The sequence below is a fragment of the Collimonas arenae genome (assembly GCF_001584165.1).
GTDB lineage: Bacteria > Pseudomonadota > Gammaproteobacteria > Burkholderiales > Burkholderiaceae_D > Collimonas > Collimonas arenae.
Window position 1 is genome coordinate 4,579,615 of the sequence record NZ_CP013233.1, and the last position, 25,201, is coordinate 4,604,815.

Here is a 25,201-nt window from a genome sequence, read left to right on the forward strand (position 1 = left end):
TGCAATGTCCTTTGTGTCTTGTATTTTGAATTGTTATGCGGTGCGGATATCGTTGAGCTTCAGCTCGTCCTTCATCGCTTCGCGAATCTTGAATTTCTGTATCTTGCCGGTCACCGTCATCGGGAAAGCGTCGACAAAACGGATGTAGCGCGGCACCTTGTAGTGCGCGATCTGGCCCTGGCAAAAATCGCGCACGCTCTGCTCGTCCAGCGCCTGGCCTGGCCGCAGGATGATCCATGCGCACAATTCCTCGCCGTATTTCTGGTCCGGCAGGCCGACTACCTGCACATCCTGGATGGCTGGATGGCGATACAAAATTCTTCTATCTCGCGCGGATAAATATTCTCGCCGCCGCGGATCACCATGTCTTTCATGCGGCCGACGATATTGACGTAGCCTTCGGCATCCATCGTCGCCAAGTCGCCAGTGTGCATCCAGCCTTCGCTGTCGATCGCTTCGCGTGTCTTTTCCTCGTCGCCCCAGTAACCGTGCATCACCGAGTAGCCGTGGGTGCACAACTCGCCGGAACTACCGATCGGCATGATCTCGCCCGACTCCGGATCAATAATCTTGACCTGCAAGTGGGGTTGCACGCAGCCCACCGTCGACACCCGCTTTTCCAGCGGCGTGTCAGTCATGCTTTGACAGCTGACCGGGCTGGTTTCCGTCATGCCGTAGGCAATGGTGATCTGCTCAAGATGCATGTCACGCACCACGCGCTTCATCACCTCGATCGGGCACGGCGAGCCGGCCATGATGCCGGTGCGTAGCGTCGATAAATCGAACTCGGCAAAGCGCGGATGATCAAGTTCGGCAATAAACATGGTGGGTACGCCGTGCAGACCGGTGCAGCGCTCCTCCTGTACCGCCTGCAGCACCGACAGCGGCTCAAAACCGTCATTTGGATAAACGATCGTGGCGCCGTGCGTCAGGCAGGCCAGGTTGCCAAGCACCATGCCGAAGCAATGGTACAAAGGCACCGGGATGCAGAGCCGGTCCTGCTCGGTCAGCTTCATCGCTTCGCCGATGAAAAAACCGTTGTTCAGGATATTGCGATGGGTCAGCGTCGCTCCTTTTGGAAACCGGTGGTGCCGCTGGTGAACTGGATATTGATCGGATCGCTGGCTTGCAGGGTTTTTCCAAGCTGCACCAGCTGAGAATCGGACGCATCGCCGCCAGCGATGAAATCCCTGAAACGCAGCATGCCCGGCACCTCGCCGCTGCCAAGCTGAATCACGGTTTTCAAGGTCGGCAGGCGCGCGGCCTGCAATGCGCCCGGCGTAGCGTGTTGCAATTCAGGCGCCAGTGTGCGGATCATCTCCAGATAATCGCTGGTCTTGAAACTAGTCATCGAAATTAACGCCTTGCAACCGACGTTGTTGAGTGCGTACTCCAGCTCGCTGACCCGATAGGCCGGATTGATATTGACCAGAATGATGCCGGCATAAGCAGTGGCCAATTGCGTCAGCACCCACTCGGCGTTGTTGTGCGACCAGATGCCGATGCGGTCGCCCGGTTGCAGGCCAAGCTTGAGCATGGCACTGGCCAGGCGTCGGGCTTCGGTCTGCAGTTGCCGATAGCTCAGGCGTACCTGCTGATGGCGCGATACCAGCGCGTCGTTGTCGGCAACCCGCTCCACCATGTCGTCAAAAAAACGACCGATGGTTTGTTCGATCAGCGGCGTTTCCTGGCTACCGCGGTCAATACTTGAATGCAATTGCGTCATGGTCTTGTCTCCTGTTGGATCTTCTAATGCTTTGCGCAATTATTTTTCTTTGTTTGGAAAACTGCCGTCAACGTAGAACCAGCGCTGTCGGTTTCCTGTTCCCGGTTCACACTCGCGCAGGAAGCTGCTGATTTCATGCAAACGCTCAGCGCGGCCGCCGATCTTGTAGCGCGCCACAAATTCCACCGTAGCGCTGTCGCCTGTAGCCTCATGTTTGCGCACTTCCAGGCCCAGCCATTTGAGGCCGGCTTCAGCAGTGATCGGCTCAAGCGGGCGCGTCGTGCGATGCCAGGTTGCCTGCAGATAGGCGCCAAGATTCATCACATAGGCGCTGTAGCGCGAACGCATCAGCGCTTCGGCGCTCGGCGCCACTTCGTCACCGCTGTGATAACGCCCGCAACACTGGGCATACTTGCCGCCGCCGCACGGGCAATCGATGTTCTTTTCTTTCAAATCTTGCCGTCCCGCAGAAATGCTTCGAGCTGGTCGAAACGGTCGAAACCCCAAAACGATTCGCCGTCGGCAATCACGAAGGGCGAACCGAACACGCCGCGCGCCATCGCCAAATCAACCTCTGCCTTCAACTGGTTCTTGATCGGCAGGCTGTTGATGCCGTCGGTCAGGCCAGCAGTGTCGATGCCGGCATGATGGCCGATCTCCAGCAGGTGCATCGGCTCGCCGATGTTGATGCCATCGACAAAATACGCCTTGTAGATCTGCCTGGCGAACTTGATCGCCTTGTCCTCGCCTTGCTTGCCGCGCACCCACAGCACGGCACGCGCCGCAGCCTGGGTAGATATCGGAAAGGCGCCGGGACGTTTGTACGGAATGCCGTGAAAACGCGCGGTACGCTCGAAATCATGAAACGCGTAGTCGCCCTTGATTGGCACCTGTACCAACGGCATCGAGCCGGTGGTCTTGAATACCGGGCCGAGCAGGATCGGATGCCATTCGACATCGCGCTCGTACTTGGTCGCCAGTTCGTCGATACGGGTGGCCGCGAAATAGCCGTACGGAGAGGAAAAATCAAAGTAGAAGTCGATTGCTGCGGCCATCTTTTTTACCTTGTATGAATGAAAGCCAATTGTTTAATTCGCAACTTGCGAAATCAAATAGCAAAGATCAGCGGGAATCCGCGGAAACTCCGCGAAGTTTCCACCGACTCACGCTGATCCTTTTGATGCGTGCTGCTGCTTTGCTACGTAAGGCTAGCGGCCTGTGACAGCCAAATCAATATCAAACCAGTTCGACGGCGATCGCAGTGCCTTCGCCACCACCGATACACAGCGATGCCACACCGCGCTTGCCACCCTTGGCCTTCAACGCGCCGAGCAGAGTCACGATGATGCGGGCGCCGGAAGCGCCGATCGGGTGGCCGAGGGCGCAGGCGCCGCCATGGACGTTGATCTTGTCGTGCGGGATGTTGTGTTCCTTCATCGCTGCCATCGGCACTACCGCAAACGCTTCGTTGATTTCGAACAGGTCGACGTCGCCGCTGGTCCAGCCGGTTTTCTTGTAGAGCTTTTCGATGGCGCCGACAGGTGCAGTCGTGAACCAGTCAGGTTCCTGCGAATGGCTGGCATGCGCGACGATGCGGGCAATCGGCGTGCAGCCGAGTTTCTTGGCGGTCGATTCACGCATCAACACCAGGGCGGCAGCGCCGTCGTTGATCGACGACGACGAAGCGGCGGTAATGGTGCCGTCTTTCTTGAACGCCGCACGCAGCGACGGAATCTTGTCGATCTTGGCCTTTTGCGGGCCTTCGTCCTTGTCGATGACGACCTCGCCGGCGCGGCTGGTGACTGTCACCGGGGCGATTTCCCATTTGAAGGAACCGTCAGCGGTAGCGGCTTGCGCGCGCTGTACCGAAGCAATCGCAAATGCATCCTGGTCGGCACGGCTGAAATGGTACTTGGCGGCGCAATCTTCACCGAAAGTACCCATCGAACGGCCGCCGCCGTTATCACCCTTGGAGTAGGCATCTTCCAGGCCGTCCAGCATCATGTGGTCGAGGATCGTACCGTGGCCGATGCGATAGCCGCCGCGCGCTTTCGGAATCAGGTAAGGCGCATTGGTCATCGATTCCATGCCGCCCGCAACCACGACTTCATGGGTGCCTGCCAACAGACCGTCGAACGCAAACATGGTGGCCTGCATGGCCGAGCCGCATACCTTGGAAATGGTTGCCGCATTGGTGCCGACCGGCAAACCAGCCTTGATCGTTGCCTGGCGCGCCGGAGCCTGGCCCTGACCGGCTTGCAGCACATTGCCGAACAACACTGCGTCCACCTGCTCCGGTTTCAGGCCGGCGCGCTCGACCGCAGCCTTGATCGCCACTGCGCCCAGATCACTGGCATTCAGCGCCGAAAAATCACCTTGAAACGCCCCCATTGGAGTACGGGCTGCACCGACGATAACGATTGGGTCATTCATGTTGCTTCTCCAGATTACGACAACTTGTAAGCTGCCCGGGAATTGCTCACGGCTGGCGACTATGTCGCATGTGACGGTTCTCGGAGCGTCTTTGCTGCCTGGTTGGTTAAAAATAAAACTGCTGCGCTAAATGATGAATTCAGTTGCTGCCAATGCTTATTTACTGCGATTGTCCTGCTTGTGTTTCACATTTCCGGATTACATGCATTACCTGGGGTCATCCGGAAAAATAGCAATCAGCCGGTTTTGCCGGTTTCCATGTAGGTAAAACGACATTCTTGCGGGTAAGGAAAAACGTCGTCGAAGTGCCCCTCCAGGATGTGTTGCTTGCGTTGCTGCCAATATTGCTGGGTTAACAAGTCTGCGTGATGCTTGATAAAGTATTTCTTTACGTTCTGGTTGCCGAGCAAAAACACGCCGAACTGTTCCGGAAAAACATCGTTCCTGGCAACCGGATACCAAGGCTCGGCGGCCATTTCATCTTCCTCGTTGCGCGGCTGCGGGATCGTGCGGAAATTGCAGTCTGTGATGTATTCAATCTCATCATAGTCGTAAAACACGACCCGATTGTGACGCGTGACCCCAAAATTTTTGTACAACATGTCGCCAGGAAAGATATTCGCCGCGACCAATTCCTTGATAGCGTTACCGTACTCGGCCACCCCATGTTCCAGCGCCGCCTGGTCGTTGTTCTTCTCGGCGTTGCCCAGGTAGATATTCAACGGCACCATGCGGCGCTCGATGTACAGGTGCTTGATGATGACTTCGTCGCCCTCTTCTTCAACCACCGACGGCGCCACCTGCTTTAGTTCGGCCAGCAGCTCATCGGCAAAACGGGCGCGCGGGAAGGCGACGCTCGAATATTCGAGCGTATCGGCCATGCGGCCGACGCGGTCGTGGTGCTTGACCAACAGGTACTTTTCCTTGACCAGCGCCTTGGTGGTTTCCTTCGGCGCCGGGAAATAATCCTTGATGACCTTGAACACATACGGGAACGACGGCAGCGCAAACACCACCATCACCAACCCGCGGATCCCGGCGCGATTTCAAAACGGTCTGATGAATGCCGCAAATGGCGCAGGAAATCGCGATAGAACAATGCCTTGCCGAGCTTCTGCAAACCCAGGATCGTATAGATTTCACTGCGCGGCTTGTTCGGCAGCAGGGTGCGCAGGAACTGCACATAGGCCGACGGCACTTCCATGTCGACCATGAAATAGGCGCGCGTGAAAGAAAACAGGATGGCCAATATCTTGTTGTCGAACAGCACGGCGTCCAGCACCAACTTGCCGTCGCGGTCATGCAGGATCGGCACTACGAACGGATATTCGCGCGAACCGTTGATCATCTTGCCGACGACATAGGCGCCTTTGTTGCGGTAAAACAGGTTCGACAGCACCTGGATCTGGTGATTCGGCTCCGGCGGGATGTCGCCGAACGATGCCCTGATACGCTCCTCGGCCAGCCCGATATCGCGATCCAGATCGGCAAACGGCCGCTGCAGCTGGAAATTGGTAATCAGCCGCTTCAGCGTGTAATGCATGCCATCCTTCTGCGGGTAGTAGACCCGGTAGGTCGGCAGCGCTTCATCGGTGTCGATGTATTCGGTCGACACTGCCGGCCGCACGAAGATGAAATCGTTATGAAAATAGGTGCGGTGCAGGATATTGCAGCAGACTGAGTTGAAGAACGTTTCGGCCAGTTCCGGCTGTTTGTGATCGGTTAACATGCCGATGTAATGCAGCTTTACTTCGCGCCATACCTCGTCGGTCAGGTCGTTCTGGTCGTATTCGTCTTCCAGTGCGTTCACGCATTCGTGTACCCGTGCGTCGTAAAAATCGATCCGTTCGCGCGCGGCAAGCTGCGCGGTCTTCCAGTCGGCCTCCTCAAAATGCTGCTTGGCGAGTCGGCTGGCTTCGCGGAACAGGCGGTAATGCTTGTCGAAGCCGTCCAAGATCATGCGCGCAGTATCGAAAGCGATCTGCGACGACAATAATTTTGGAAAGCTTGCAGACGTCATCACAGCGAAAAGCGCTCCTTCCAGCCAGCCAAGGCAGCAAGGCTGACGCCGATGCCGCCGCACACCACGATCAACGGCCGCTTGTAAGGCATCAGTTCGGGCAGCCGTTGATAAGCGACGGCCAGTGCGGCGCCGCAAGCCGGTTCAACCAGGATCCGCATCTGATCGGCAAACGCCAGGCAAGCACTGACCGCCTGGGCATCGCTGACGGTAACGTTGTGGACCTTGTGCTGTTTGGTCCAGGCAAAAGATTGCGCAGAAACCCGCTTGGCCGCCAGGCTGTTGGCTATCGTATTGATCGCCGACAGCGTCACCAGTTCGTCAGCACTCACTGCGGCAGATAGCGAGGCTGCACCTTCTGTCTCCACTGCAATCAAGGGAATGTGCGCCAGATTGTTGCGATGCAGGCCAGTCAATACGCCGTTCATCAGGCCACCGCCGCCGACCGCACAGATGACAACATCGAAATCGATCCCGAGTTGCTTTGCTTGCAATACCGCTTCATCGATCAGGGTGGCGTTGCCGTCCCAGATATCATGGTGATCGAATGGTGGAATGTAGATGCTGCCGGGCTGTTCACACAGGCGCAAAGCATACTGGTTGGCTTCATCCCACAAGGCGCCGTGGACGATCACCTCGGCGCCGATGTCACGGATGCGCTGGCACACTTCGGCGGAGGTAGTTTCCGGCACCACGATGGTGGTTTTGGTGCCTAGCGCCGCGCCGGCAACCGCCGCCGCAAAGCCGGCGTTGCCGCCCGACGGACACACCAGATGGCTGGCGCCGCCGGCCACTGCGCGCTGGCATAACAGACCAATCCCGCGCAGCTTGAAGGAGCCGGACGGCTGGGTGTTTTCCATCTTCAGCAAAACTTGCTTGTCGAGAGCGACCGAAAGTTGCGGATGCTGCAGTAATGCGGTGTGGATGTGCAGTGAAGTCATGTTCTTGCCGCTGTTGTCTGTTTTTCAATTATGCCAAAAATTCACTGCGGCCAGCGAACCGGCCAGGCAATTATTTCCTGGCCGGCTGGCGGCCACGCATTTTGGCGGGTCGCCCCGATGCTTTGCGCTGACCGTTGGCGCTTAGCGCGTTTCCGCGAACAGTTCGCGGCCGATCAACATGCGGCGAATTTCGCTGGTGCCAGCGCCGATTTCATACAACTTGGCGTCGCGCCACAAACGTCCCACCGGATATTCATTGATGTAACCGTTGCCGCCCAACGCCTGGATCGCTTCGCCCGCCATCCAGGTGGCTTTTCTGCCGAATACAGAATCGCGCTGGCAGCATCCTTGCGCAAGGCCCGTGCGGCTTCCGGCGTCTTGGCGCGGTCGCAGGCCTGGCCGACGGCATAGACATAGGCCTTGCAAGCCATCATGGTCGAATACATATCGGCCAATTTGCCCTGCATCAGCTGGAATTCGCCGATCGGCTGGCCGAACTGCTTGCGGTCATGCACATACGGCACCACCACATCCATGCACGCCTGCATGATGCCAAGCGGACCGCCGGACAGCACGCTGCGCTCATAATCAAGGCCGGACATCAGCACGTTGACGCCCTGGCCCAGTCCGCCCAGCACGTTTTCGGCCGGTACTTCGCAATCCTGGAATACCAGTTCGCCGGTGTGCGAACCGCGCATGCCGAGCTTGTCCAGCTTTTGTGCAACGCTGAAACCCTTGAAATTCTTTTCGATCAGGAACGCGGTCATGCCACGCGCGCCGGCTTCGATGTCGTTCTTGGCGTAGACCACCAGCACATCGGCGTCCGGGCCGTTGGTGATCCACATTTTTGTGCCGTTGAGCACCCAACGGTCGCCCTTCCATTCGGCGCGCAGCTTCATGCTGACCACATCGGAACCGGCATTCGGCTCGGACATCGCCAACGCGCCGATGTGGTCGCCGGAAATCAGTTTCGGCAGGTACTTGGCTTTTTGCTCGGCAGTGCCGTTGCGTTTGATTTGGTTGACGCACAGGTTGGAATGGGCGCCGTACGACAAACCGACCGAAGCCGAGGCGCGCGAGATTTCTTCCATCGCGACAATGTGCGCCAGATAACCCATGCCGCTGCCGCCATATTGTTCTTCTGCGGTGATGCCGAGCAGGCCGAGGTCGCCCATTTTTTCCACAAATCCATCGGAAACTGGTCATTGCGGTCAATTTCGGCTGCCCGTGGTGTGATTTCTGCAGCCGCAAACTCCTGGATCGCGCTACGCAGGGCCTCGATATCCTCGCCGTGGTCGAAGGTCAGGCCTGGTAAGTGAATCATGTTGTCTCCTCTTTTTTATCTATATTGCGGGACAGGGCCTTGCCTTGTCGCCAACTGATTGAATCAAATAAAACGATTAATTATCAAGAAACTATTGAATGCCCCGACGCAGCCCTTCAGTCCTTTTGTCCGGCAACCGCAGCGTGATCACTCAACTGCCCGCTGCTCAACAGACGCCGGCATTCTTCCTCGTGCGCGCTGATCTCAGCCAGGGTCACCTCGATATCTTCGCGCTGCTGTTCCAGATGCTCGCGATGACGTGCCAGCACTTCCAGGAACAGCTCCAGCTGCGGCGCCGAATCCTTGGGCGTGTCATACATGTCGACCAGGCTCTTGATCTCCGACAGCGTCAGCCCCAGCCGCTTGCCGCGCAAGGTCAGCTTCAGGCGGGTGCGCTCGCGCGCCGCATACACCCGGTTGCGGCCGCCGGCGCCATCGCGTTTCGGACTCAGCAAACCCTGGTCCTCATAGAAGCGGATCGCCCTCGGGGTAATGTCAAATTCACGCGATAGTTCGGTGATGGTGTAGGTCGGCATGGTCAAGTTGGCATCAGGGAACAGGAAATTCTGGTTTAGGTACAATGGCAGTTAACGTTAACGTAAAGCACATTGTAGGCGCGCCGGCCGAAAATGAAAACACCGAAAAACTACTAGCCTACGGTTTAGCGGCGACAATACGCAGTGCCAGTCCGCAAGTCATTGATAACAAAAAGGAAATCCCAGATGAATGCTCTCGAAGCCCAACTCAGCTATGCGTTTGGCGATACCCTTCCGGCCGCCGGCGCCACGCTCGAAGTCGCGCCCGGTGTGTACTGGCTGCGCATGGGCTTGCCGTTTGCGCTTGATCACATCAACCTGTGGCTACTGGAGGACAGTATCGAAACCGCAGCCGGCGTCCAGCACGGCTGGACCATCGTCGATTGCGGCATTGCCAACGATGCGACACGCGCGGCCTGGGAGAGCATTTTCGACACTCAGCTGCGCGGCTTGCCGATATTGCGGGTGCTGGTCACGCATTGCCACCCGGATCACGTCGGCTTGGCCGATTGGCTGTGCACGCGCTGGCAGGCACCATTGTGGATGAGCGCCGGTGATTATCTGTCGGCGCGCATCATGTCGGCCGCACTGCCCGGCGCTGACGGCAGCGCAGCGTTGCCGCATTTCCAGCGGCACGGCATGCACGATCCGGAGGTCGTCGCCAAAGTTGCCCAACGCAAGTCTTACTATCCGTCGATGGTGCCGGCGGTGCCGCTGGCCTACCATCGCCTGGCCGATCGGCAGGACGTTCGCATCGGCAGCCACCAATGGCGCGTAATCACCGGCTTCGGTCATGCGCCGGAGCATGTGGCGCTGTATTGCGACGACCTGCATCTTTTGATTTCGGGCGATATGGTGTTGCCGCGGATTTCCACCAATGTCTCGGTGTTCGCGATCGAGCCGGAATCCAATCCGGTCCAGCAGTATATGGATTCATTGGAAAAATATCGCGAGCTGCCGACCGATACGCTGGTGCTGCCGTCGCACGGCAAGCCATTCCGCGGTTTGCAGATACGCATCGATCAGTTGCAGCAGCATCACCGCGAACGGCTGGCAGAAGTAATGAAAGCCTGCGCGGAGGCGCCGCAATCGGCCAGCGACATCGTACCGATCATGTTCCGCCGCCCGCTCGATGCGCATCAAATGACGTTCGCGCTGGGCGAGGCGTTGGCGCATTTGCACAAGCTATGGTTTGACGGCACCCTAACCGCCGCCTGGATGCCGATCAGGTCTACCGTTTCAGCGCAACCTGATACGAACGTAGGGTGGGCACATCGTGCCCACGCGGCATCGCGATCGTGGGATCAAATGTTCGTAGCGCTTCCTCAAAACCGACGAATGCAACGGCATGCACTCCGTAGTCCGTTAAATGGGGTCAGAGCTGCGCGGGAAGTGTAATTTTCGCAAAAAGCCGCGAAAAAAACTCCGACCCCATTTAACTGCGATGGGTTGGTTTTGACGTTGCTGTTGGTCTTGACGCTGCTTTTGAATTGGCTGTTGCCGTTGCTTTTGACTTTTCGCATGCTGACGTTGCCAAATGGGGCGGGTGACAGTCGGGAATGATGGGACACATGTTTGAGCGCAGCGAGTTTGTGTCCCATCCGACTGGCGCACGGCTCATTTGGGAACCCGCCGTAGGCGGGCAACGGCTGTGCGATCGCCTTCTTTTGGTTACTTTTTTTGCGCCCGGCTAGGGGGCGAAGCAAGAAAAGTGACTAGCTGCCGGGCTACCCCCGGCTAGCTTCCACGGAGTAGTAACCGCATTAGGTAACGACGAAACGACCTAAACTACGCGGTGGGCACGAACTGCCCACTCTAAAACTACTTCTGTATCGCCGCCACAATCATAGCCACTCCCAACATCAAACTCCCAGCAACCCGATCCGTAATCCTGGCAAAACTCGGACGCGTCGCTACTGTTTGCATTTTCCCCGCCAGCACCGCATAACCAAGCAGGATAAAAAATTCCGGAATGATCGAACCAGCCGCCAGCCAGACCATTTGCAACGACACATTGCCGGCCGGGTTGACGAATTGCGGCAAGATCGCGATGAAGAAAATCAGGGCCTTGGGATTGGCCAGTTGCAGAGTCAGGCCGCTCAGCCAGATTTTCCAGCCGGAAGCGTTCTTGTTGTTTAGCTGCGACGCCGTAATCGGCGAGGGACGGCCGAATATCGCCGACAAGCCGAGATACGCCAGGTAAGCCACGCCCAGCCACTTCACCACCGTGAACAAGGTATGAGAAGCGACGATCAACGCCCCCAGGCCAGTCGCCGAGATGGCGAAATAGATGGCATTCGCGGCAAGGATGCCGAGAATTGCGAATAGCGATTTTTTCCAGCCGCGTGTAATCCCGTAGGCGACTACCAGCATCACCGCCGGACCAGGCGATAACGAGAGCGCGAATTCGGTGAGCACGAACAAAAAGAAAGAATGAAAATCCATAGATCAGCTCTCGCTCTTGCGCGCCTTGTGCGGCGCTTTGGAAAAGGCAAAATCATACAGCCAGTTCGGCAGCAGCCGTAACAACTTGGCGACCACGCCCATCTGCCACGGAATCACCTGATAACTGCTGCCGCGCGCGACCGCAGCGCCGGTCTTTGCGGCGAACTGCGACACCGGCATCAGGAACGGCATCTTGTAGTGGTTAACCTGTGTCATCGGCGTGTCGATATAACCTGGCACGATGGTGACCACCTTGATACCGCTGTCGCGCAATTCAACCCGCAACGATTCGCAATAGCTGATCACCGCCGCTTTCGAACCGCTGTAGGCGCCGGCGCCCGGCAGGCCGCGGATACCGGCCACGCTGCCGATGCCAACCAGCCGCAAGTCGCGCCGGCCCGACTGCGCCTGCCGCTTCATGGTCACAATGAACGGCGTGAAGGTAGCGACCGTCGCCAGCACATTGGTAGCAAACACTTGTTCGAACACTTGCTGATCTTCCGCGTATTCGGTCAGCGTGCCCTGGGAAATCCCGGCGCTGGCGATCACCACATCGACACCGTTGCCGGCAGCGATGAAATCTTCAGCGGCGGCGGTCAGCGCCGCATGATCGTTGACGTCCAGCGCATACAGACGGTGCCGCTCAGGATGCGGCAAACCCGCCAACAGTTGCTCCAGCACCGGTTGCCGCCTGGCCACCAGTCCCAGGGCCGCGCCTTGCTCAGCATAATATTGCGCCAGCGCGGCGCCGATGCCGCTGGAAGCGCCTGTGATAAATACTCGTTTCATGATTGCGCCTAATCTTGAGTGGCAATGCCTATCGACCGCAGCCGATAAAAAAGCCCGCCCTCTTGCGAGTGGCGGACTTTTCAATATCCATCAGCCGACCATGTCGGCGGATGGCTTATTTTTTTCCTGCAGCGACTTTGGCTACCAGGCCATCCATGACCTGCAATGTCGATTTGAACAGTTCCGGCTCGGTCTTGCCTGCATTCGGATTGACGCCGACAATCGACGGCGACGTGACGTAACGGCCATCGACTACCAGCATCGGCACGCCGTCGACCTTATAGGCGTTCTGCAACTGGGTAGCACGGGTAACCTTGGTTTGCACGCTGAAGGAATTGTAAATCTCCAGGAACTTGGCTTTGTCGAGACCTTGCTTGGCGGCGAAATCGGCAACGCCGGCATCGCTGTTCAGGTTTTGACGTTGCACGTGAATGGCGTTAAAGACCTTCTTGTGCATCTCTGGAATCTTGCCCATTGCTTCCAGCGTGTAGTACAGCTTCTTCTGCGCTACATACGGCGATTTCTTCGGATCGGCGCTCGGATCGCCAAAGTCAACCGGTACGCGCTTGAAGGAAATCTTGTCGCCCTGCTTGGCGATCCACTCTTCCAGCGTCGGCTCCAGCGCATTGCAATGCGGACAGAAATAACCGAAGAATTCCGTCACTTCCACTTTCTTTCCCAGGCCGCTATCGGTTGGTTGTGGATTATCGAGCACCTTGTAGTCGGTTCCTGCCACCGGATTGGCCGGCGATGCGCCGGCGCTGGCGGCAACCAGGCCAAGGCTCAGGCTAAGACCGGCAACAGCAAATACTTTTTGAAAAAAACGCATGATTATCCTTTTTCTAGATTTCGAAGAAAATATGTACTTACATCCGCCTCATTATTTAGCAGCGCGCACCACGGCTGCATTAACGCCGTTATCTGACAACTTCCCGCGAATCCGGTTCATTGTTTCGAGCTGATTAAATGGGCCTACCCGTACCCGGTACAAGGAGCCGGTATCGGCCTGGCGTTCGCTGATCTTGGCTTCGAATCCCATCAGGGCCAGACGCGCCTTGGCGCTTTCAGCTTCGCTCTGCTCGCGGAACGCGCCGACCTGCAGGAAATAGATCCAGTTGTCGTCAGCGCCAGCCTTGGTCTTGGCTTCGGCGATATCGCCTGCGGCCTTCTTGGTCTTGTCGGCAGTGGATTTATCGACGATCGGAGCGGTCTTGTCCTGCGCCTTGGCGACCAGCGCATCCAGCTTCTTCTCGGCAGAAACCGGCGGCACGACTGCCGGCGGGTTGGCATCCGGCGCAGGTGGAGCAAACGCTTTGGCAGCTTCCTTCGATGGCTCCTTGTTGCCGTACAGGGATTTGTTCGGGTCCGGCAACTGATCGCCGCCAGCAGCCGGCGTCGACGCCACCGGCGCGGTGATGGCTTCCGGCGCCTTGTCGGCTTTCGTGGTCTTGTTGGTGAACGGCGTTGGCGTCTTGGTGATCATGATCGCCACCACTACCGCTATCGCCAAACCGATGATCAGGCCGAAAATCAGGCCCAGTAAAGTACCGCCAGCCTGCTTAGTATTAAGTTTGCTCATACTTCCCCAATGACATCCTGGTTACGAGGCCTCTAAAAACTTACTGCGCAACCCAATCTCCGGCCTGCGATGCTCGCTGTACCCGAAATACAGCTGCGCTTCTCGACCAGACCTTGAGCCGCTACGGTTTTTAAGGCCCCCTCTATAGACCGTCTCTCAAGACTGCCGCACTATCCAACAAATTTCAGAGCCACCTGCTTTACTTGTAAATTACATCCGGGTCGGTGTCGATACGCCCAGCAGCGCCAGGCCGTTGCGCAATACCTGACGGGTTGCATACATCAGCGCCAGACGCGCCATCTTGAGCGCCTCGTCGTCGACCAATACCCGCTCAGCATTGTAGTAGCTATGCAGCTCCCCGCCAAATCACGCAGATAGAACGCTACCTGGTGCGGGCCCAGCTCTTCCAGTGCATGTTGCAGCATGTCCGGATATTCGGCCAGCTTGGCCAACAGGCTGGCTTCGCGCGGCGCGACCAACGGGCTCAGATCGACATTGGCCAGGCTGGCCTCGTCGCCGGTCCATTGCGCCAGCACCGAGCAAATGCGCGCATGCGCGTATTGCACATAGTAGACCGGGTTTTCGTCGGATTTGGCCAGGGCCAGATCAACATCGAACACGAATTCGGTATCTGCCTTACGTGAAATCAGGAAAAAACGCACCGCGTCACGGCCGCGTGTCAGATCGCGCGGGCTATCCGCAACACCTTCTGCGGCGGTATCTTCGCCGGCCGACCATTCGATCAGGTCACGCAGCGTCACATAAGAACCGGCGCGCTTGGAAATCTTCACTTCCTCGCCATTCTTCATGACGGTCACCATCTTGTGCAGCACGTAATCCGGGTAGCCTTGTGGAATCCCGATATTCAGCGCCTGCAGGCCGGCGCGCACGCGGGCGATGGTGCCGTGATGGTCGCTGCCCTGGATGTTGATGACCTTGCCGAAGCCGCGCTGCCATTTCACCACGTGATAGGCGACATCCGGCACGAAGTAAGTGTATGTGCCATCAGTCTTCTTCATCACGCGGTCTTTGTCGTCGCCATAGTCGGTGGTGCGCAGCCACAGCGCGCCATCCAATTCATAGGTGACGCCGGCAGCGATCAAGGCCTCGACCGCGCCGTTGACCTTGCCATCCTTGTACAGCGAGGATTCCAGGTAATAGTTATCGAACTTGACGCCGAAAGCCTGCAAATCCAGATCCTGCTCGCGGCGCAGATAGGCCACGGCAAACTTGCGGATTGATTCGATATCTTCGATGTCGCCACTGGCGGTAGCCGGTTCGCCATCGCTGGCCGAAACCGTCTTCTTGGCAAGGAAATCCTGGGCGATGTCGGCAATATAATCGCCGTTATAGGCATTTTCCGGCCAGCCGGCCTCGCCCGGCTTGAAACCTTTGGCGCGCGCCTGCACCGATGTCGCCAGGGTGGCGATCTGGACGCCGGCGTCGTTGTAATAAAACTCGCGGGTGACATCAAAACCTTGCACTTCGAACAATGCCGACAATGCATCGCCGAGCGCGCCTTGACGGCCGTGGCCGACGTGCAGCGGGCCGGTCGGATTGGCCGAAACGAACTCGACCAGCACTTTCTTGCCGGCGCCGAGCTGGCTCTTGCCGTATGCGGCAGCTTCCTGCAGCACCGTCTTGACCACTTGCTGCTTGGCCGCGGCGGTCAGGCGCAGGTTAATGAAGCCCGGCCCGGCAATTTCCACAGCCTCGATCAGATTGCCCTGTTTGCTGGCGGCCAGCACTGCCGCCACCAGGGTTTGCGCCAGTTCGCGCGGATTCTTTTTCAGCGGCTTGGCCAGCTGCATCGCGATATTGCAGGCGACATCGCCATGCGACGGATCGCGCGGACGCTCCAGCGTCACTGTCGGCTGCAGCTCGGTGCCGGCAACGATAGGTTGCAATGCGGCGTTGAAAAGGTCGATGATCTGTTGTTTTTGTGGTGCAAGCATAGGATAGGTAGTCAGTGGTACGGCAAACGCACCGGATTATGCAAAAAATCTAAGAGGGTTGCTCAATTTCTTGAAGAACTCCCAGGCAATCTTGATTATACCGGCTTGGCGCAGCAATCTTCACCTGGCTTGCCCATGGCGGTAATACACGATGCCGAAATCCACGCTACCCTGCAAGCATGAAAAACTGCTGCTAAGATGCCAAGCCTTGCCTGCTTGTATTCGGGCAACGATATTTTGCCGTCCTTCTGTACCATTCAACAGGAATTCACATGACCCAAACCACGCCACGCGTTGCCGATCATCCGGCCCACCCGCAATTCCTCAACCGCTGGTCGCCACGCGCCTATGCCAATGACGAGATCTCCGAACAAGAATTGCTGACTATCCTGGAAGCAGCGCGCTGGGCGCCTTCGTCCTACAACTCGCAGCCTTGGCGCTTCGTCTTCGCCCGCCGCGGCACACCGCACTGGAACAGCCTGCTGGGCCTGCTCAATGATTTCAACCGCAGTTGGGCTGAAAACGCCTCAGCGCTGGTGATCGTGTTGTCGAAAACTACTTTTGCGCCACCGGGCAGCAGCGAAGAATTGCCGGCGCCAACCCATTCGTTTGACACCGGTGCCGCCTGGGGCTACCTGGCGCTGCAAGCCAGCCTGTCCGGCTGGCACGCGCACGGCATGGCCGGTTTCGACAAGGAAAAGACCCGTTCAGTGCTAGGCGTGCCAGCCAATTTCGCGATTGAAGCGGCAGTAGCCATCGGCAAGATCGGCGACAAGGCGATGCTGCCGGAAGGCCTGCGCGCCAAGGAAGAGCCAAGCCCGCGCCTGCCATTGCAAGCGCTGGTCTCGGAAGGCACTTTCAAGGCTTAAGCCAAGAGTGCGATGCGGATTGCCGGTCAAGCCGGCACCGCATCGGCCACGGTTTTGGTACGTAACAGCAAGGCGCCAAGCACCGCGCCTAAAGCCGCAAAACACGCTCCTACCAGGAAAGCCGTCTGATAACCGCTGTTGAGCGCATCGATTTGCGCATAGCCGGCAGCCAGCAAACCCTCGCTGCGGGACGCTGCCAAACTGGCAAGCACCGCCAGTCCCAACGCTCCTCCCATCATGAACGACGTATTGACCACCCCGAAGCCAGCCCGGACTCGGACGGCGCAACATCGCTCATCGCCGCCAACAGCACCGGATTGAAGGCAATCCCGGCGCCCAGGCCAAGCACGATCATGCCTGGCAGCACGTCAGCAATGAAATGGCCATCGACCGGCGCCCGTGCAAACAGCAACAGGCCACAGGCGGCCATCAGCAAGCCGATCGCCAGTGGCCGCCGGATGCCGAAACGCATGACTAATTTGGCCGAGATGCCCAGTGAAAATACCGCCATGATCAGATTGGCCGGCAGGAATGCCAAGCCGACCTGCAACGGGTTGTAACCAAGCACCAGCTGCAGGTACAGCGCCGACAGGAAAAACCAGGCGAACATCGCCGCCGCCCACAACACACCCACCGCATTGGCCACCGCGACGTTACGCAACTGGAACAGGCGCAATGGCATCAGCGGCGTGTGCACCCGCGTTTCGATCACCAGGAATGCCGCCAGCAATGCCACAGCCAGCGCCAGCTGGCCCAACGTGCGATACGAGGTCCAGCCGGCCTGGTTGCCGTTGACGATCGCGTACACGGCGAGCATCAGCGCTGCCGTAACAGTGATGGCGCCAAACACGTCCAGATGCCGCGACAGCACCTGGCCGAGCGCAGCAGGCAGCAAACGTCGCGACAGTATGATGACGACAATGCCGATCGGCAGGTTGACCAGGAAAATCCAGTGCCAGCTCAGGCTGGCGGTCAGCACGCCACCCAGCATCGCGCCCAGGCTGCCGCCGCCGGCGCAGACGAAGCCATAGACTCCCATCGCCTTGGCGCGGTCGCCGTCCTCGGTAAACAAATCCATGATCAGCGACAAAGCCACCGCCGTCACCACCGCGCCGGCCAATCCCTGTACCGCGCGCGCTGCCAGCAAAAAGCCTTGTGTGCCGGACAAGCCGCAGGCCAGCGATGCCAGTGTAAAAAGTGCAATCCCGATCAGGAACAAGCGCCGGTGCCCATACAGATCGCCGAGGCGGCCGCCCAGCAGCAGGAAGCCGCCAAAGGTCAGCATATAGGCGTTCACCACCCAGGCCAGCGAAGTATCTGAGAAACGCAGGTCGGTCTTGATCGATGGCAGCGCGACGTTGACGATCGTGGTGTCGAGCACAATCATCAGCACGCCAAGACACAGCACGATCAGCGCCAGCCAGCGGCGGTCGTGATGCACGCCTGCACCGGCGTGATGAATGGAAGGGTTACTCATGGCCAGTCTCTCCAAAGATGGCGGGCTCTGTTCTGCAAGAGGCAACGAGCCACGGATTCAGGGGCCTCGCTAGCTAATCGAACAGCCACTGCCAAAATCGACATGCAGACTGCACAATGATTACTCAGCCACGCTGCCAATTCACCAACACGATGCCGCTCAAGACCAGCAGCGCGCCGAACACAAACGGCATGCCGATCGGATCGTCCAGCAGCAGCACGCCGAAACTGACGCCGAACAATGGCGTCAGGAATGAAAACACGGTCAGCCGCGACGCCAGGTAGCGGCGCAGCATCCAGAACCAGGTCAGGAAGCTACCAAAGGCCACGATCAGCGACTGGAACACCAGGCTGGCCCACATGAGGCTGCTCAGCGGCGCCACGTCAGCCTGGCCCGTGAGCAGCGCCAGCAGCGGCAACGTCACCGCCGCGACGGTCAGTTGATACCACAGGGTCATGCTAGGCGCGGCATTGGACAGCACGCTACGCTTGATCATGATGGTGGTCGCCGCCCAGAACACAGCCGCCAGCACGCCGAGCGCATCGCCGATCAAGGTGTGACTGAAACCGGCGCCGGCTTCGAAGCCACCGGCAAACGCCACGGTGATGCCGGCAAAAGCCGCAAGCACGCCCAGCCACTGGGTCAGGCCGAAACGTTCGCCCGGCACCAGCCAGTGTAAGCCGAGCACGGTGAAAATCGGCGCGGTGTAGACGAACACCGACATGTGCGAAGCGGTGGTGTAATTCAAGCCGATCGACACGCACAGGAATTCGCCGGCGAACAGCAGGCCGGTAACCAATCCCGGCCAGAAACTGCCATCGGTCAGCGAGAATTTGCTGCCGCGCCACCACATCAGGCCGCTCACCAGCAACGCCGCCACCGCCGAACGCAAACCGTTCTGCAAGATCGGCGAAATGCTCGGCGCCGCCACCTTGATCGCTACCTGCTGCAAACCCCAGCAGGTACACAGGATCAACATCAGGCTCATGGCCAAGCCGTCGAGCGGCTTGCGGGAGGTAGGCATATTGCTATCTTTCGGAAACGGCGCGGCGCTTCATTATTGAAGCGGTGGCGCGCCAATGGTTTGTCATAAATGTCATTTTACTCAGCGCCGATTTGTGCCTATCATCAGCGTGATTGGCCGACGCATTGCAGCCTTAACGGCAAGATGCATCCGCTCTGTAAGAGATTGAATCCCGATTGCAAGGAGTACGCTTGAAAGCAGCTGTCTTTATTCTTCGGAGCACATCAACATCTGGCGGAGTCCATCATTATAGATAAGCCAGCACATGAGTTGTCGCCTAGTCCGACCTTTCCGCACCGTCCCCGCAAACTTTTACTGTTAAGTGTCTCCGCCGGCGCCGGCCACATGCGCGCCGCTGAGGCGCTCAAGGCGCACGCGGCGATTGAATTCCCGGATACCGAAGCAGTACATCTGGATGCCATGGATTTCGTGCCGGCCGGTTTCCGCGCGGTGTACACCGATCTCTACCTGCACCTGGTTAACCGGCACCCGGCGCTGTGGGGTTATGTCTATCAAAAAAGTGACACCGCGCTAAGCAGTTCGCCTGGCCAGAAATTGCGGCGCGCGATCGAGCGCATCAGTACCCGGCCGCTGCGCGCGGCGATCCGGGCGGCCGCGCCGGACGCCATCATCTGCACCCATTTCCTGCCGGCCGAATTGCTGGCGCGTGAAATCGGCAAGCAGCGCGTGACCTGCCCGGTCTGGGTGCAGGTGACCGATTTCGACCTGCACAGCATGTGGCTGCAGCCGCACATGCGCGGCTATTTCGCCGCCACCGAAGAAATCGCCTATCGCATGCGCACCCGCGGACTGGCCGCCGATGCGGTGCACGTGACCGGCATTCCCATCATGCCGGGCTTCGGCTATCCACTGGAGCGGCAACGCTGTGCGGCGCTGTTCGGCCTCGATCCGCAACGCAAGACCATATTGATGATGTCTGGCGGCGCCGGCATCGGCGGCCTCGACAAGACCGTCCAGCGACTGCTGACCTTGCCCGAAGATTTCCAGCTGGTGGCGCTGGCCGGCAAGAATGCGGCAATGCTGGCCAGCTTGCAGGAACTGGCGGCGGCGCATCCGGGCCGGCTGTTCCCGTTTGGCTTCACCAGCCAGGTTGAACAGCTGATGGCTTGCGCTGACCTGGCGATCACCAAACCAGGCGGCCTGACCACATCCGAATGCTTGGCGATGGGCGTACCGATGATCATCCATTCACCGATCCCGGGTCAGGAAGAACGCAACGCCGATTACTTGCTGGAACAGGGCGCAGCACTGAAAGCCATTGATCTGACCGCGCTCGAATATCGCGTGCGTCAACTGCTGCAGCAGCCAGAGCTGCTGCAGCGCCTGAAACAACGCAGCCTGGCATTGGGAAAACCCGATGCTGGCCGTAGCGTATTACAAACCGTACTGAGCAAACTATGACGACATCTTTCCGCCGCCTGTTCGGCATGCTGTTCTGGGCAGTGCTGAGCGCCTTCTTTTTCGCCAACGTCGAAATCCAGATCGAAGGCGCCGCCGGCTGGGCCGCCAACCTGCCGACCTGGCGCATCGAGCATCACTGGTTGCTCGACATCTTTTGGGGCGGCCGCGCCATGACCGGTTACCACGCCTGGATCTTCCCATTCATTGCACTAATGTTCCATTATCCGATCTGGTTCAACGGCAGTTGGGACTGGCGCGGCGAATGTCGCATCATGGCTTCCATCATGACCTTCTGGATCAGCGAAGACTGGCTTTGGTTTGTCCTCAATCCCGCTTATGGGCTGGCGCGCTTCAACCCAGCCGACGTGCCGTGGCACAAGCACTGGCTGGGTGCAGTGCCTGTCGACTACTGGATTTATTCGGCGGCGGCGATCGTGTTGCTGTGGCTGGCGGAACGCAAACCGCGTTCGGTGCAAATAGCGCTGAGCCGCAGCTAGCCTGGTGATCGATATGTGAATCTCTGGTTCTGTATAGAAGTAGAGATTCATATAGGTATTGTAAAAACAATTGGAACTTGGTAAATTGCGCTCCCGTTCCAAGTTTGAAATGTTGTTAATGCTGATCAAAAAAAGTGCAAAAAATGCGTCTCTGCCGAAAAAAAACGCGTCTCTCTCCAAAAAAAACACGCCTCTCCTGAAAAAAAACGCGTCTCTCTCGCAAAAAATACGTCTCTCCCTTTGGAAAATGGGTCTGATCCGCGCTTGCCGCGCTACCTCCAGGTCCGTGACGATCTGCTGCAAAGAATCACTTTGCGTAGCTGGGCAGCCGATGAAGCGCTGCCGTCCGAAGATAAATTGGCCGCTGAATATGAAATCGCTGTCGGCACCATGCGCAAGGTGCTGGACGCGCTGGTCACCGATGGCGTTGTCGATCGCGTGCGAGGACGCGGGACGTTTGTCGCGCGCGCTGCCGAACGCTCTTCGATGCTGCGTTTCGTGCGCCTCCACGGCAAGACCAAAAATCCGCTGCCGACAGCACAAATCCGTTCGATGACAACCGAGGTGCCACCGGTTGCAGTGGCTGACAAACTCAAACTCAAGCCGCGCGACAAGGCGCTGTATCTGCATCGCACCCGTTCTTTGGACGACGAAATCGTGCTGTCAGAACACATCTGGCTGCCGCTGGCGCGCTTCAGGAAGCTACAAAAATACCTAAAAAGCAACTCTCCGGCATCCCTGTATCCGGTCTACGAGAGTGAATGCGACGTGCTGGTCTCGCGCGCCATTGACGACCTGACGGCGAAGCCGCTGAACCGCGCCAATGCTGCCGTGTTCAAGCTGAAAACCAAGACCGTGGCGATCTGCGTGGAGCGGCTGATGCTGGATCACGCCGGCGAACCGGTTGAGTGGCGCACATCCTTTGTCCCGGCGGAGCGCTTCCAGTACACGGCGGAAGTCCGCTAATCATTAGCCCGGCAGGGGATAACGGGGCAGGGGATAACCCTGCTGCACGCCATCCGCGCCAGCGGTCGATTCACGACGTATTCCTGCATTTCGTCGCTTTCCGCTACTCCCGCATCTGCAGCGACCAGATAATCGCTGCAGATCAATCAACGGGAGTACAACATGCTGGCACAAATCATTTCACACACCCCACTTTGGGTCTGGGCGCTGCTGGCCTTCCTGGTCTATCGCGGCCTCCTGGCCAGCGTTGATCGTGAAGTCACGCTGAGAAAGATATCCGTCATCCCTCTGGTGATGCTGGCGCTGTCCTGGCAGGGTATGTCGGCGATTTTCGGCATCACGCCGCTGACCGCGCTGTGCTGGTGCGCCAGCGCTGCCGTCGCCGTAGCCCTCAACTGGCGTCTGTTCCGCAGTGACCGTGTGATTCCTTATCCGGAACGCGGCGTGTTGTTCCAGCGCGGCAGCTGGTTGCCGCTGGTGTTAATGATGGGGATTTTCGTGACCAAATACACGGTTGCCGTGCTGATTGCGGTCCAGCCGCAGCTGGCGCACGAAAGCGCTTTCGTCGCAACGGTGTGCGCACTGTATGGCATATTCAACGGCATGTTCATCGGCCGCCTGCTGCGCGTCATTACGCTGTATCGCGAAGCTGAAATGAGCGGCACTGCCTATCGCGGGCAAGTCGGCGGCTGATCCGTAGCTGGCCAAGTCAAAAAAAATGCCGACCGGATAAGCGGTCGGCAAACACATCCCCCATAGGATGCAAAACTACTCAAATCTACGTGGAGCACCGCTCTCAGCAGCAGCGTCCCACCCGGCCATTGCCGCCATAACGGGCTTCCTGGCGCTCCTTGAAAAACTCTTCGTAACTCATCATCGGTTCACCGGGATGGGTGTTCTCCATGTGCGTGACGTAAGTGCCGTACTCGGGCAAACCCACCATCAACCGCATGGTTTGCCCGAGATAGCGTCCCGCTTTCGACAGTTCTTCCAGCATGCTTGGCCTTTCAGGCTGACGGCAGGGCACTTGCCGGCAGCGATTCGAATGGCGTTTCCTTGGTGCTCGGCTTGTTGACTGCGCGTGCCGCCAGCACCGTCTTGATGCCAAACCCGAGGATACTGAGCAGCACCAGGATGAAGAAACCAGCCAGGCCGGCATCCAGGTAGTCGTTGAAAATCACCTGCTGCATCTGCGCGATTGACTTGGCCGGCGCCAGCAATTTGCCGTCCGCCAGCGCCGCCTGGTATTTCTCGGCATGCGCCAGGAAGCCGACGCGCGGATTGGCGTCGAACATCTTTTGCCAGCCGGCCGTCAGCGTGCAGATCAGAATCCAGATGGTCGGCAAGATGGTGACCCAGGCGAAGCGGTCGCGCTTCATCTTGAACAGCACGCAGGTCGCCAGGATCAGCGCAATTCCCGCCAGCATCTGGTTGGAAATGCCGAACAGCGGCCACAAGGTGTTGATGCCGCCCAACGGATCGACCACGCCCTGGTACAGGAAATAACCCCAGCCGGCGACACACAATGCGGTTGCGATCAGGCTGGCCGGCACCGAATCGATCTTGCGCATGGAAGGCACGAAGGTGCCGAGCAGGTCTTGCAGCATGAAGCGGCCGGCGCGGGTGCCGGCATCCACCGCGGTCAGGATGAACAGCGCCTCAAACAGGATCGCAAAGTGGTACCAGAACGCCATCATGACTTGGCCACCGCCGATGCTCGACAGGATGTGCGCCATGCCGACCGCCAGGGTCGGCGCACCGCCGGCGCGTGAAATGATGCTGTGCTCGCCGACATCCTTGGCTACCTGCGCCAGCATTTCCGGCGTCACGTAGAAGCCCCATTGCGACACCGCCTGCGCAGCCGAATCGACGGTAGTACCGATCAGTGCCGCCGGGCTGTTCATGGCGAAGTATACGCCCGGCTCGATACAGGAAGCAGCGATCAGCGCCATGATGGCGACGAACGATTCCATCAGCATCGCGCCGTAGCCGATGAAGCGCGCGTGGCGTTCGTTTTCCAGCAATTTGGGCGTGGTGCCGGAAGCAATCAGCGCATGGAAGCCGGATACCGCGCCGCAAGCGATGGTAATGAACAGGAAAGGAAACAAGCTACCCGACCAGACCGGGCCGGAGCCGTCCATGAACTGGGTAAAAGCCGGCATCTTCAGCGTCGGTGCGACGAACACGATGCCCAGCGCCAGGCCGACGATGGTGCCGATCTTGAGAAAGGTCGACAAGTAATCGCGCGGCGCCAGCAGCAACCACACCGGCAGCACCGAAGCGATGAAGCCGTAACCGATCAACATCCAGGTCAATTCCTTGCCGGTGAAGGTAAACATCGCAGACAACACCGGATGGTCATGCACATACTGGCCGCCGACAATCGCCAGCATCAACAACACAAAGCCGATCAGCGAAATCTCGCCAACCCGGCCCGGACGCAGGTAGCGGGTGTAGACGCCCATGAACAATGCAATCGGGATGGTCGCCGCCACCGTGAAAGTACCCCACGGCGATTCCGCCAGCGCCTTGACCACGATCAGCGCCAGCACCGCCAGGATGATCACCATGATCATGAACGTACCGAGCAATGCGATCACGCCCGGAATCGGTCCTAGCTCGGACTTGATCAGGTCGCCAAGGGAACGGCCGTCGCGCCGGGTCGAGATGAACAGCACCATCAGATCCTGCACTGCACCGGCAAACACCACGCCGGCCAGTATCCATAACATGCCTGGCAGATAACCCATCTGCGCCGCCAGCACCGGACCGACCAACGGGCCGGCGCCGGCAATCGCCGCAAAATGATGGCCGAACAAGACGTTCTTGTTGGTCGGCACATAATCCAGCCCGTCGTTGTATTTGTACGCGGGCGTCATCCGTGTGGCGTCGAGGCCGAGCACCTTGTCGGAAATATACAGGCTGTAGAAACGGTAGGCGATCAGATAGACGCAGACTGCGGCAATCACGATCCAGATGGCGCTGATGGATTCGCCGCGCTGCAGGCCGATATAGCCAAACGCGAATGCACCGAGCAGGGCCAGCGCAAGCCAGCCCATTTTTGAAAATAGACGATTCATTGTTCTCCTCCCAACCGGGAATGAATTTGTGAAATATTGTTTTTATTGATAGAGGGCGATTTGCCAGGACGCAAAAACTCCCCCGAATGTAGCCGGCCAAGTATTTGGCAAATGCGGG

Annotated in this window: 17 protein-coding genes and 6 pseudogenes; 6 read left to right on the plus strand and 17 right to left on the minus strand. The window is 58.4% G+C overall.

All coding sequences use genetic code 11. The annotated features are described in order from the left end of the window. Positions 1 to 33: 33 nt before the first annotated feature. From CAter10_RS20995 to CAter10_RS21030, 8 genes and pseudogenes are all read right to left on the minus strand, one after another. A pseudogene (locus tag CAter10_RS20995) lies at positions 34 to 1,726 on the minus strand (AMP-binding protein). 39 nt (positions 1,727 to 1,765) lie between these two features. Then, positions 1,766 to 2,179 carry a YchJ family protein gene (locus CAter10_RS21000; RefSeq protein WP_231879089.1) on the minus strand — a complete coding sequence of 138 codons (414 nt, stop codon included), beginning with the start codon at positions 2,177 to 2,179 and terminating at the stop codon, positions 1,766 to 1,768. After that, positions 2,176 to 2,781 (minus strand): 2-hydroxychromene-2-carboxylate isomerase, encoded by a 606-nt coding sequence (locus tag CAter10_RS21005; RefSeq protein WP_061534983.1) that lies wholly within the window; start codon positions 2,779 to 2,781, stop codon positions 2,176 to 2,178. The genes CAter10_RS21000 and CAter10_RS21005 overlap by 4 nt, the downstream gene beginning before the upstream one ends. A gap of 181 nt (positions 2,782 to 2,962) precedes the next feature. Further along, entirely contained in the window at positions 2,963 to 4,159 is a 1,197-nt protein-coding gene (locus CAter10_RS21010) for an acetyl-CoA C-acetyltransferase (protein ID WP_061534984.1), read from the minus strand. Between the two features lie 236 nt (positions 4,160 to 4,395). After that, a pseudogene (aceK, locus tag CAter10_RS21015) lies at positions 4,396 to 6,179 on the minus strand (bifunctional isocitrate dehydrogenase kinase/phosphatase). Next, positions 6,179 to 7,120 (minus strand): pyridoxal-phosphate dependent enzyme, encoded by a 942-nt coding sequence (locus tag CAter10_RS21020; protein WP_061534985.1) that lies wholly within the window; start codon positions 7,118 to 7,120, stop codon positions 6,179 to 6,181. The pseudogene aceK and the gene CAter10_RS21020 overlap by 1 nt, the downstream one beginning before the upstream one ends. A gap of 141 nt (positions 7,121 to 7,261) precedes the next feature. After that, positions 7,262 to 8,444, minus strand: a pseudogene (locus tag CAter10_RS21025) (isovaleryl-CoA dehydrogenase). Positions 8,445 to 8,560: 116 nt separating this feature from the next. After that, a complete protein-coding gene (locus CAter10_RS21030; RefSeq protein WP_061535494.1) occupies positions 8,561 to 8,980 on the minus strand; it encodes a MerR family transcriptional regulator in 420 nt (139 codons plus the stop codon). Between the two features lie 186 nt (positions 8,981 to 9,166). Between CAter10_RS21030 and CAter10_RS21035 the strand changes: the two are divergent. Next, a pseudogene (locus CAter10_RS21035) lies at positions 9,167 to 10,233 on the plus strand (MBL fold metallo-hydrolase). 568 nt (positions 10,234 to 10,801) lie between these two features. Here the strand turns inward: CAter10_RS21035 and CAter10_RS21040 are convergent. The 5 genes and pseudogenes from CAter10_RS21040 to argS all read right to left on the minus strand — a co-directional run bounded on the left by CAter10_RS21040 (position 10,802) and on the right by argS (position 15,748). Continuing rightward, on the minus strand, positions 10,802 to 11,425 hold the full coding sequence (locus tag CAter10_RS21040) for a LysE family translocator (RefSeq protein ID WP_061534986.1): 624 nt from the start codon (positions 11,423 to 11,425) through the stop codon (positions 10,802 to 10,804). A gap of 3 nt (positions 11,426 to 11,428) precedes the next feature. Beyond that, on the minus strand, positions 11,429 to 12,214 hold the full coding sequence (locus CAter10_RS21045) for an SDR family oxidoreductase (protein WP_061534987.1): 786 nt from the start codon (positions 12,212 to 12,214) through the stop codon (positions 11,429 to 11,431). 115 nt (positions 12,215 to 12,329) lie between these two features. Then, positions 12,330 to 13,043 carry a thiol:disulfide interchange protein DsbA/DsbL gene (locus CAter10_RS21050; protein WP_061534988.1) on the minus strand — a complete coding sequence of 238 codons (714 nt, stop codon included), beginning with the start codon at positions 13,041 to 13,043 and terminating at the stop codon, positions 12,330 to 12,332. A 51-nt stretch (positions 13,044 to 13,094) separates the two neighbouring features. After that, the gene (locus CAter10_RS21055) at positions 13,095 to 13,793 is read right to left on the minus strand and encodes an SPOR domain-containing protein (RefSeq protein WP_061534989.1); all 699 of its coding nucleotides are present in this window, start codon (positions 13,791 to 13,793) and stop codon (positions 13,095 to 13,097) included. 210 nt (positions 13,794 to 14,003) lie between these two features. Then, a pseudogene (gene argS / locus CAter10_RS21060) lies at positions 14,004 to 15,748 on the minus strand (arginine--tRNA ligase). 272 nt (positions 15,749 to 16,020) lie between these two features. Here argS and CAter10_RS21065 point away from each other — a divergent pair. Next, a complete protein-coding gene (locus CAter10_RS21065; RefSeq protein ID WP_061534990.1) occupies positions 16,021 to 16,617 on the plus strand; it encodes a nitroreductase family protein in 597 nt (198 codons plus the stop codon). 26 nt (positions 16,618 to 16,643) lie between these two features. Here CAter10_RS21065 and CAter10_RS21070 read toward each other — a convergent pair. Further along, positions 16,644 to 18,094, minus strand: a pseudogene (locus CAter10_RS21070) (MFS transporter). A gap of 124 nt (positions 18,095 to 18,218) precedes the next feature. After that, positions 18,219 to 19,118: a DMT family transporter gene (locus tag CAter10_RS21075; RefSeq protein ID WP_061534991.1), complete on the minus strand. Its 900-nt coding sequence runs from the start codon at positions 19,116 to 19,118 to the stop codon at positions 18,219 to 18,221. A gap of 345 nt (positions 19,119 to 19,463) precedes the next feature. On the opposite strand from CAter10_RS21075, the gene CAter10_RS21080 reads away from it, so the two are divergent. The 4 genes from CAter10_RS21080 to CAter10_RS21095 all read left to right on the plus strand — a co-directional run bounded on the left by CAter10_RS21080 (position 19,464) and on the right by CAter10_RS21095 (position 22,696). Continuing rightward, positions 19,464 to 20,540, plus strand: coding sequence for an MGDG synthase family glycosyltransferase (locus CAter10_RS21080; protein WP_061534992.1), 1,077 nt, complete (start codon positions 19,464 to 19,466; stop codon positions 20,538 to 20,540). Next, entirely contained in the window at positions 20,537 to 21,037 is a 501-nt protein-coding gene (locus CAter10_RS21085) for a hypothetical protein (protein WP_061534993.1), read from the plus strand. Before CAter10_RS21080 ends, CAter10_RS21085 begins: the two co-directional genes overlap by 4 nt. Before the next feature lie 264 nt (positions 21,038 to 21,301). Then, positions 21,302 to 22,003, plus strand: a complete 702-nt coding sequence (locus tag CAter10_RS21090) for a GntR family transcriptional regulator (RefSeq protein ID WP_205630272.1) — start codon at positions 21,302 to 21,304, stop codon at positions 22,001 to 22,003. Positions 22,004 to 22,144: 141 nt separating this feature from the next. Continuing rightward, positions 22,145 to 22,696, plus strand: a complete 552-nt coding sequence (locus CAter10_RS21095; protein ID WP_335339756.1) for a DUF6622 family protein — start codon at positions 22,145 to 22,147, stop codon at positions 22,694 to 22,696. A gap of 103 nt (positions 22,697 to 22,799) precedes the next feature. Here the strand turns inward: CAter10_RS21095 and CAter10_RS21100 are convergent, their stop codons facing one another. After that, positions 22,800 to 23,000: a YbdD/YjiX family protein gene (locus CAter10_RS21100; protein ID WP_041742732.1), complete on the minus strand. Its 201-nt coding sequence runs from the start codon at positions 22,998 to 23,000 to the stop codon at positions 22,800 to 22,802. A 10-nt stretch (positions 23,001 to 23,010) separates the two neighbouring features. After that, positions 23,011 to 25,083 (minus strand): carbon starvation CstA family protein, encoded by a 2,073-nt coding sequence (locus CAter10_RS21105; protein WP_061534996.1) that lies wholly within the window; start codon positions 25,081 to 25,083, stop codon positions 23,011 to 23,013. Positions 25,084 to 25,201: the final 118 nt, after the last annotated feature.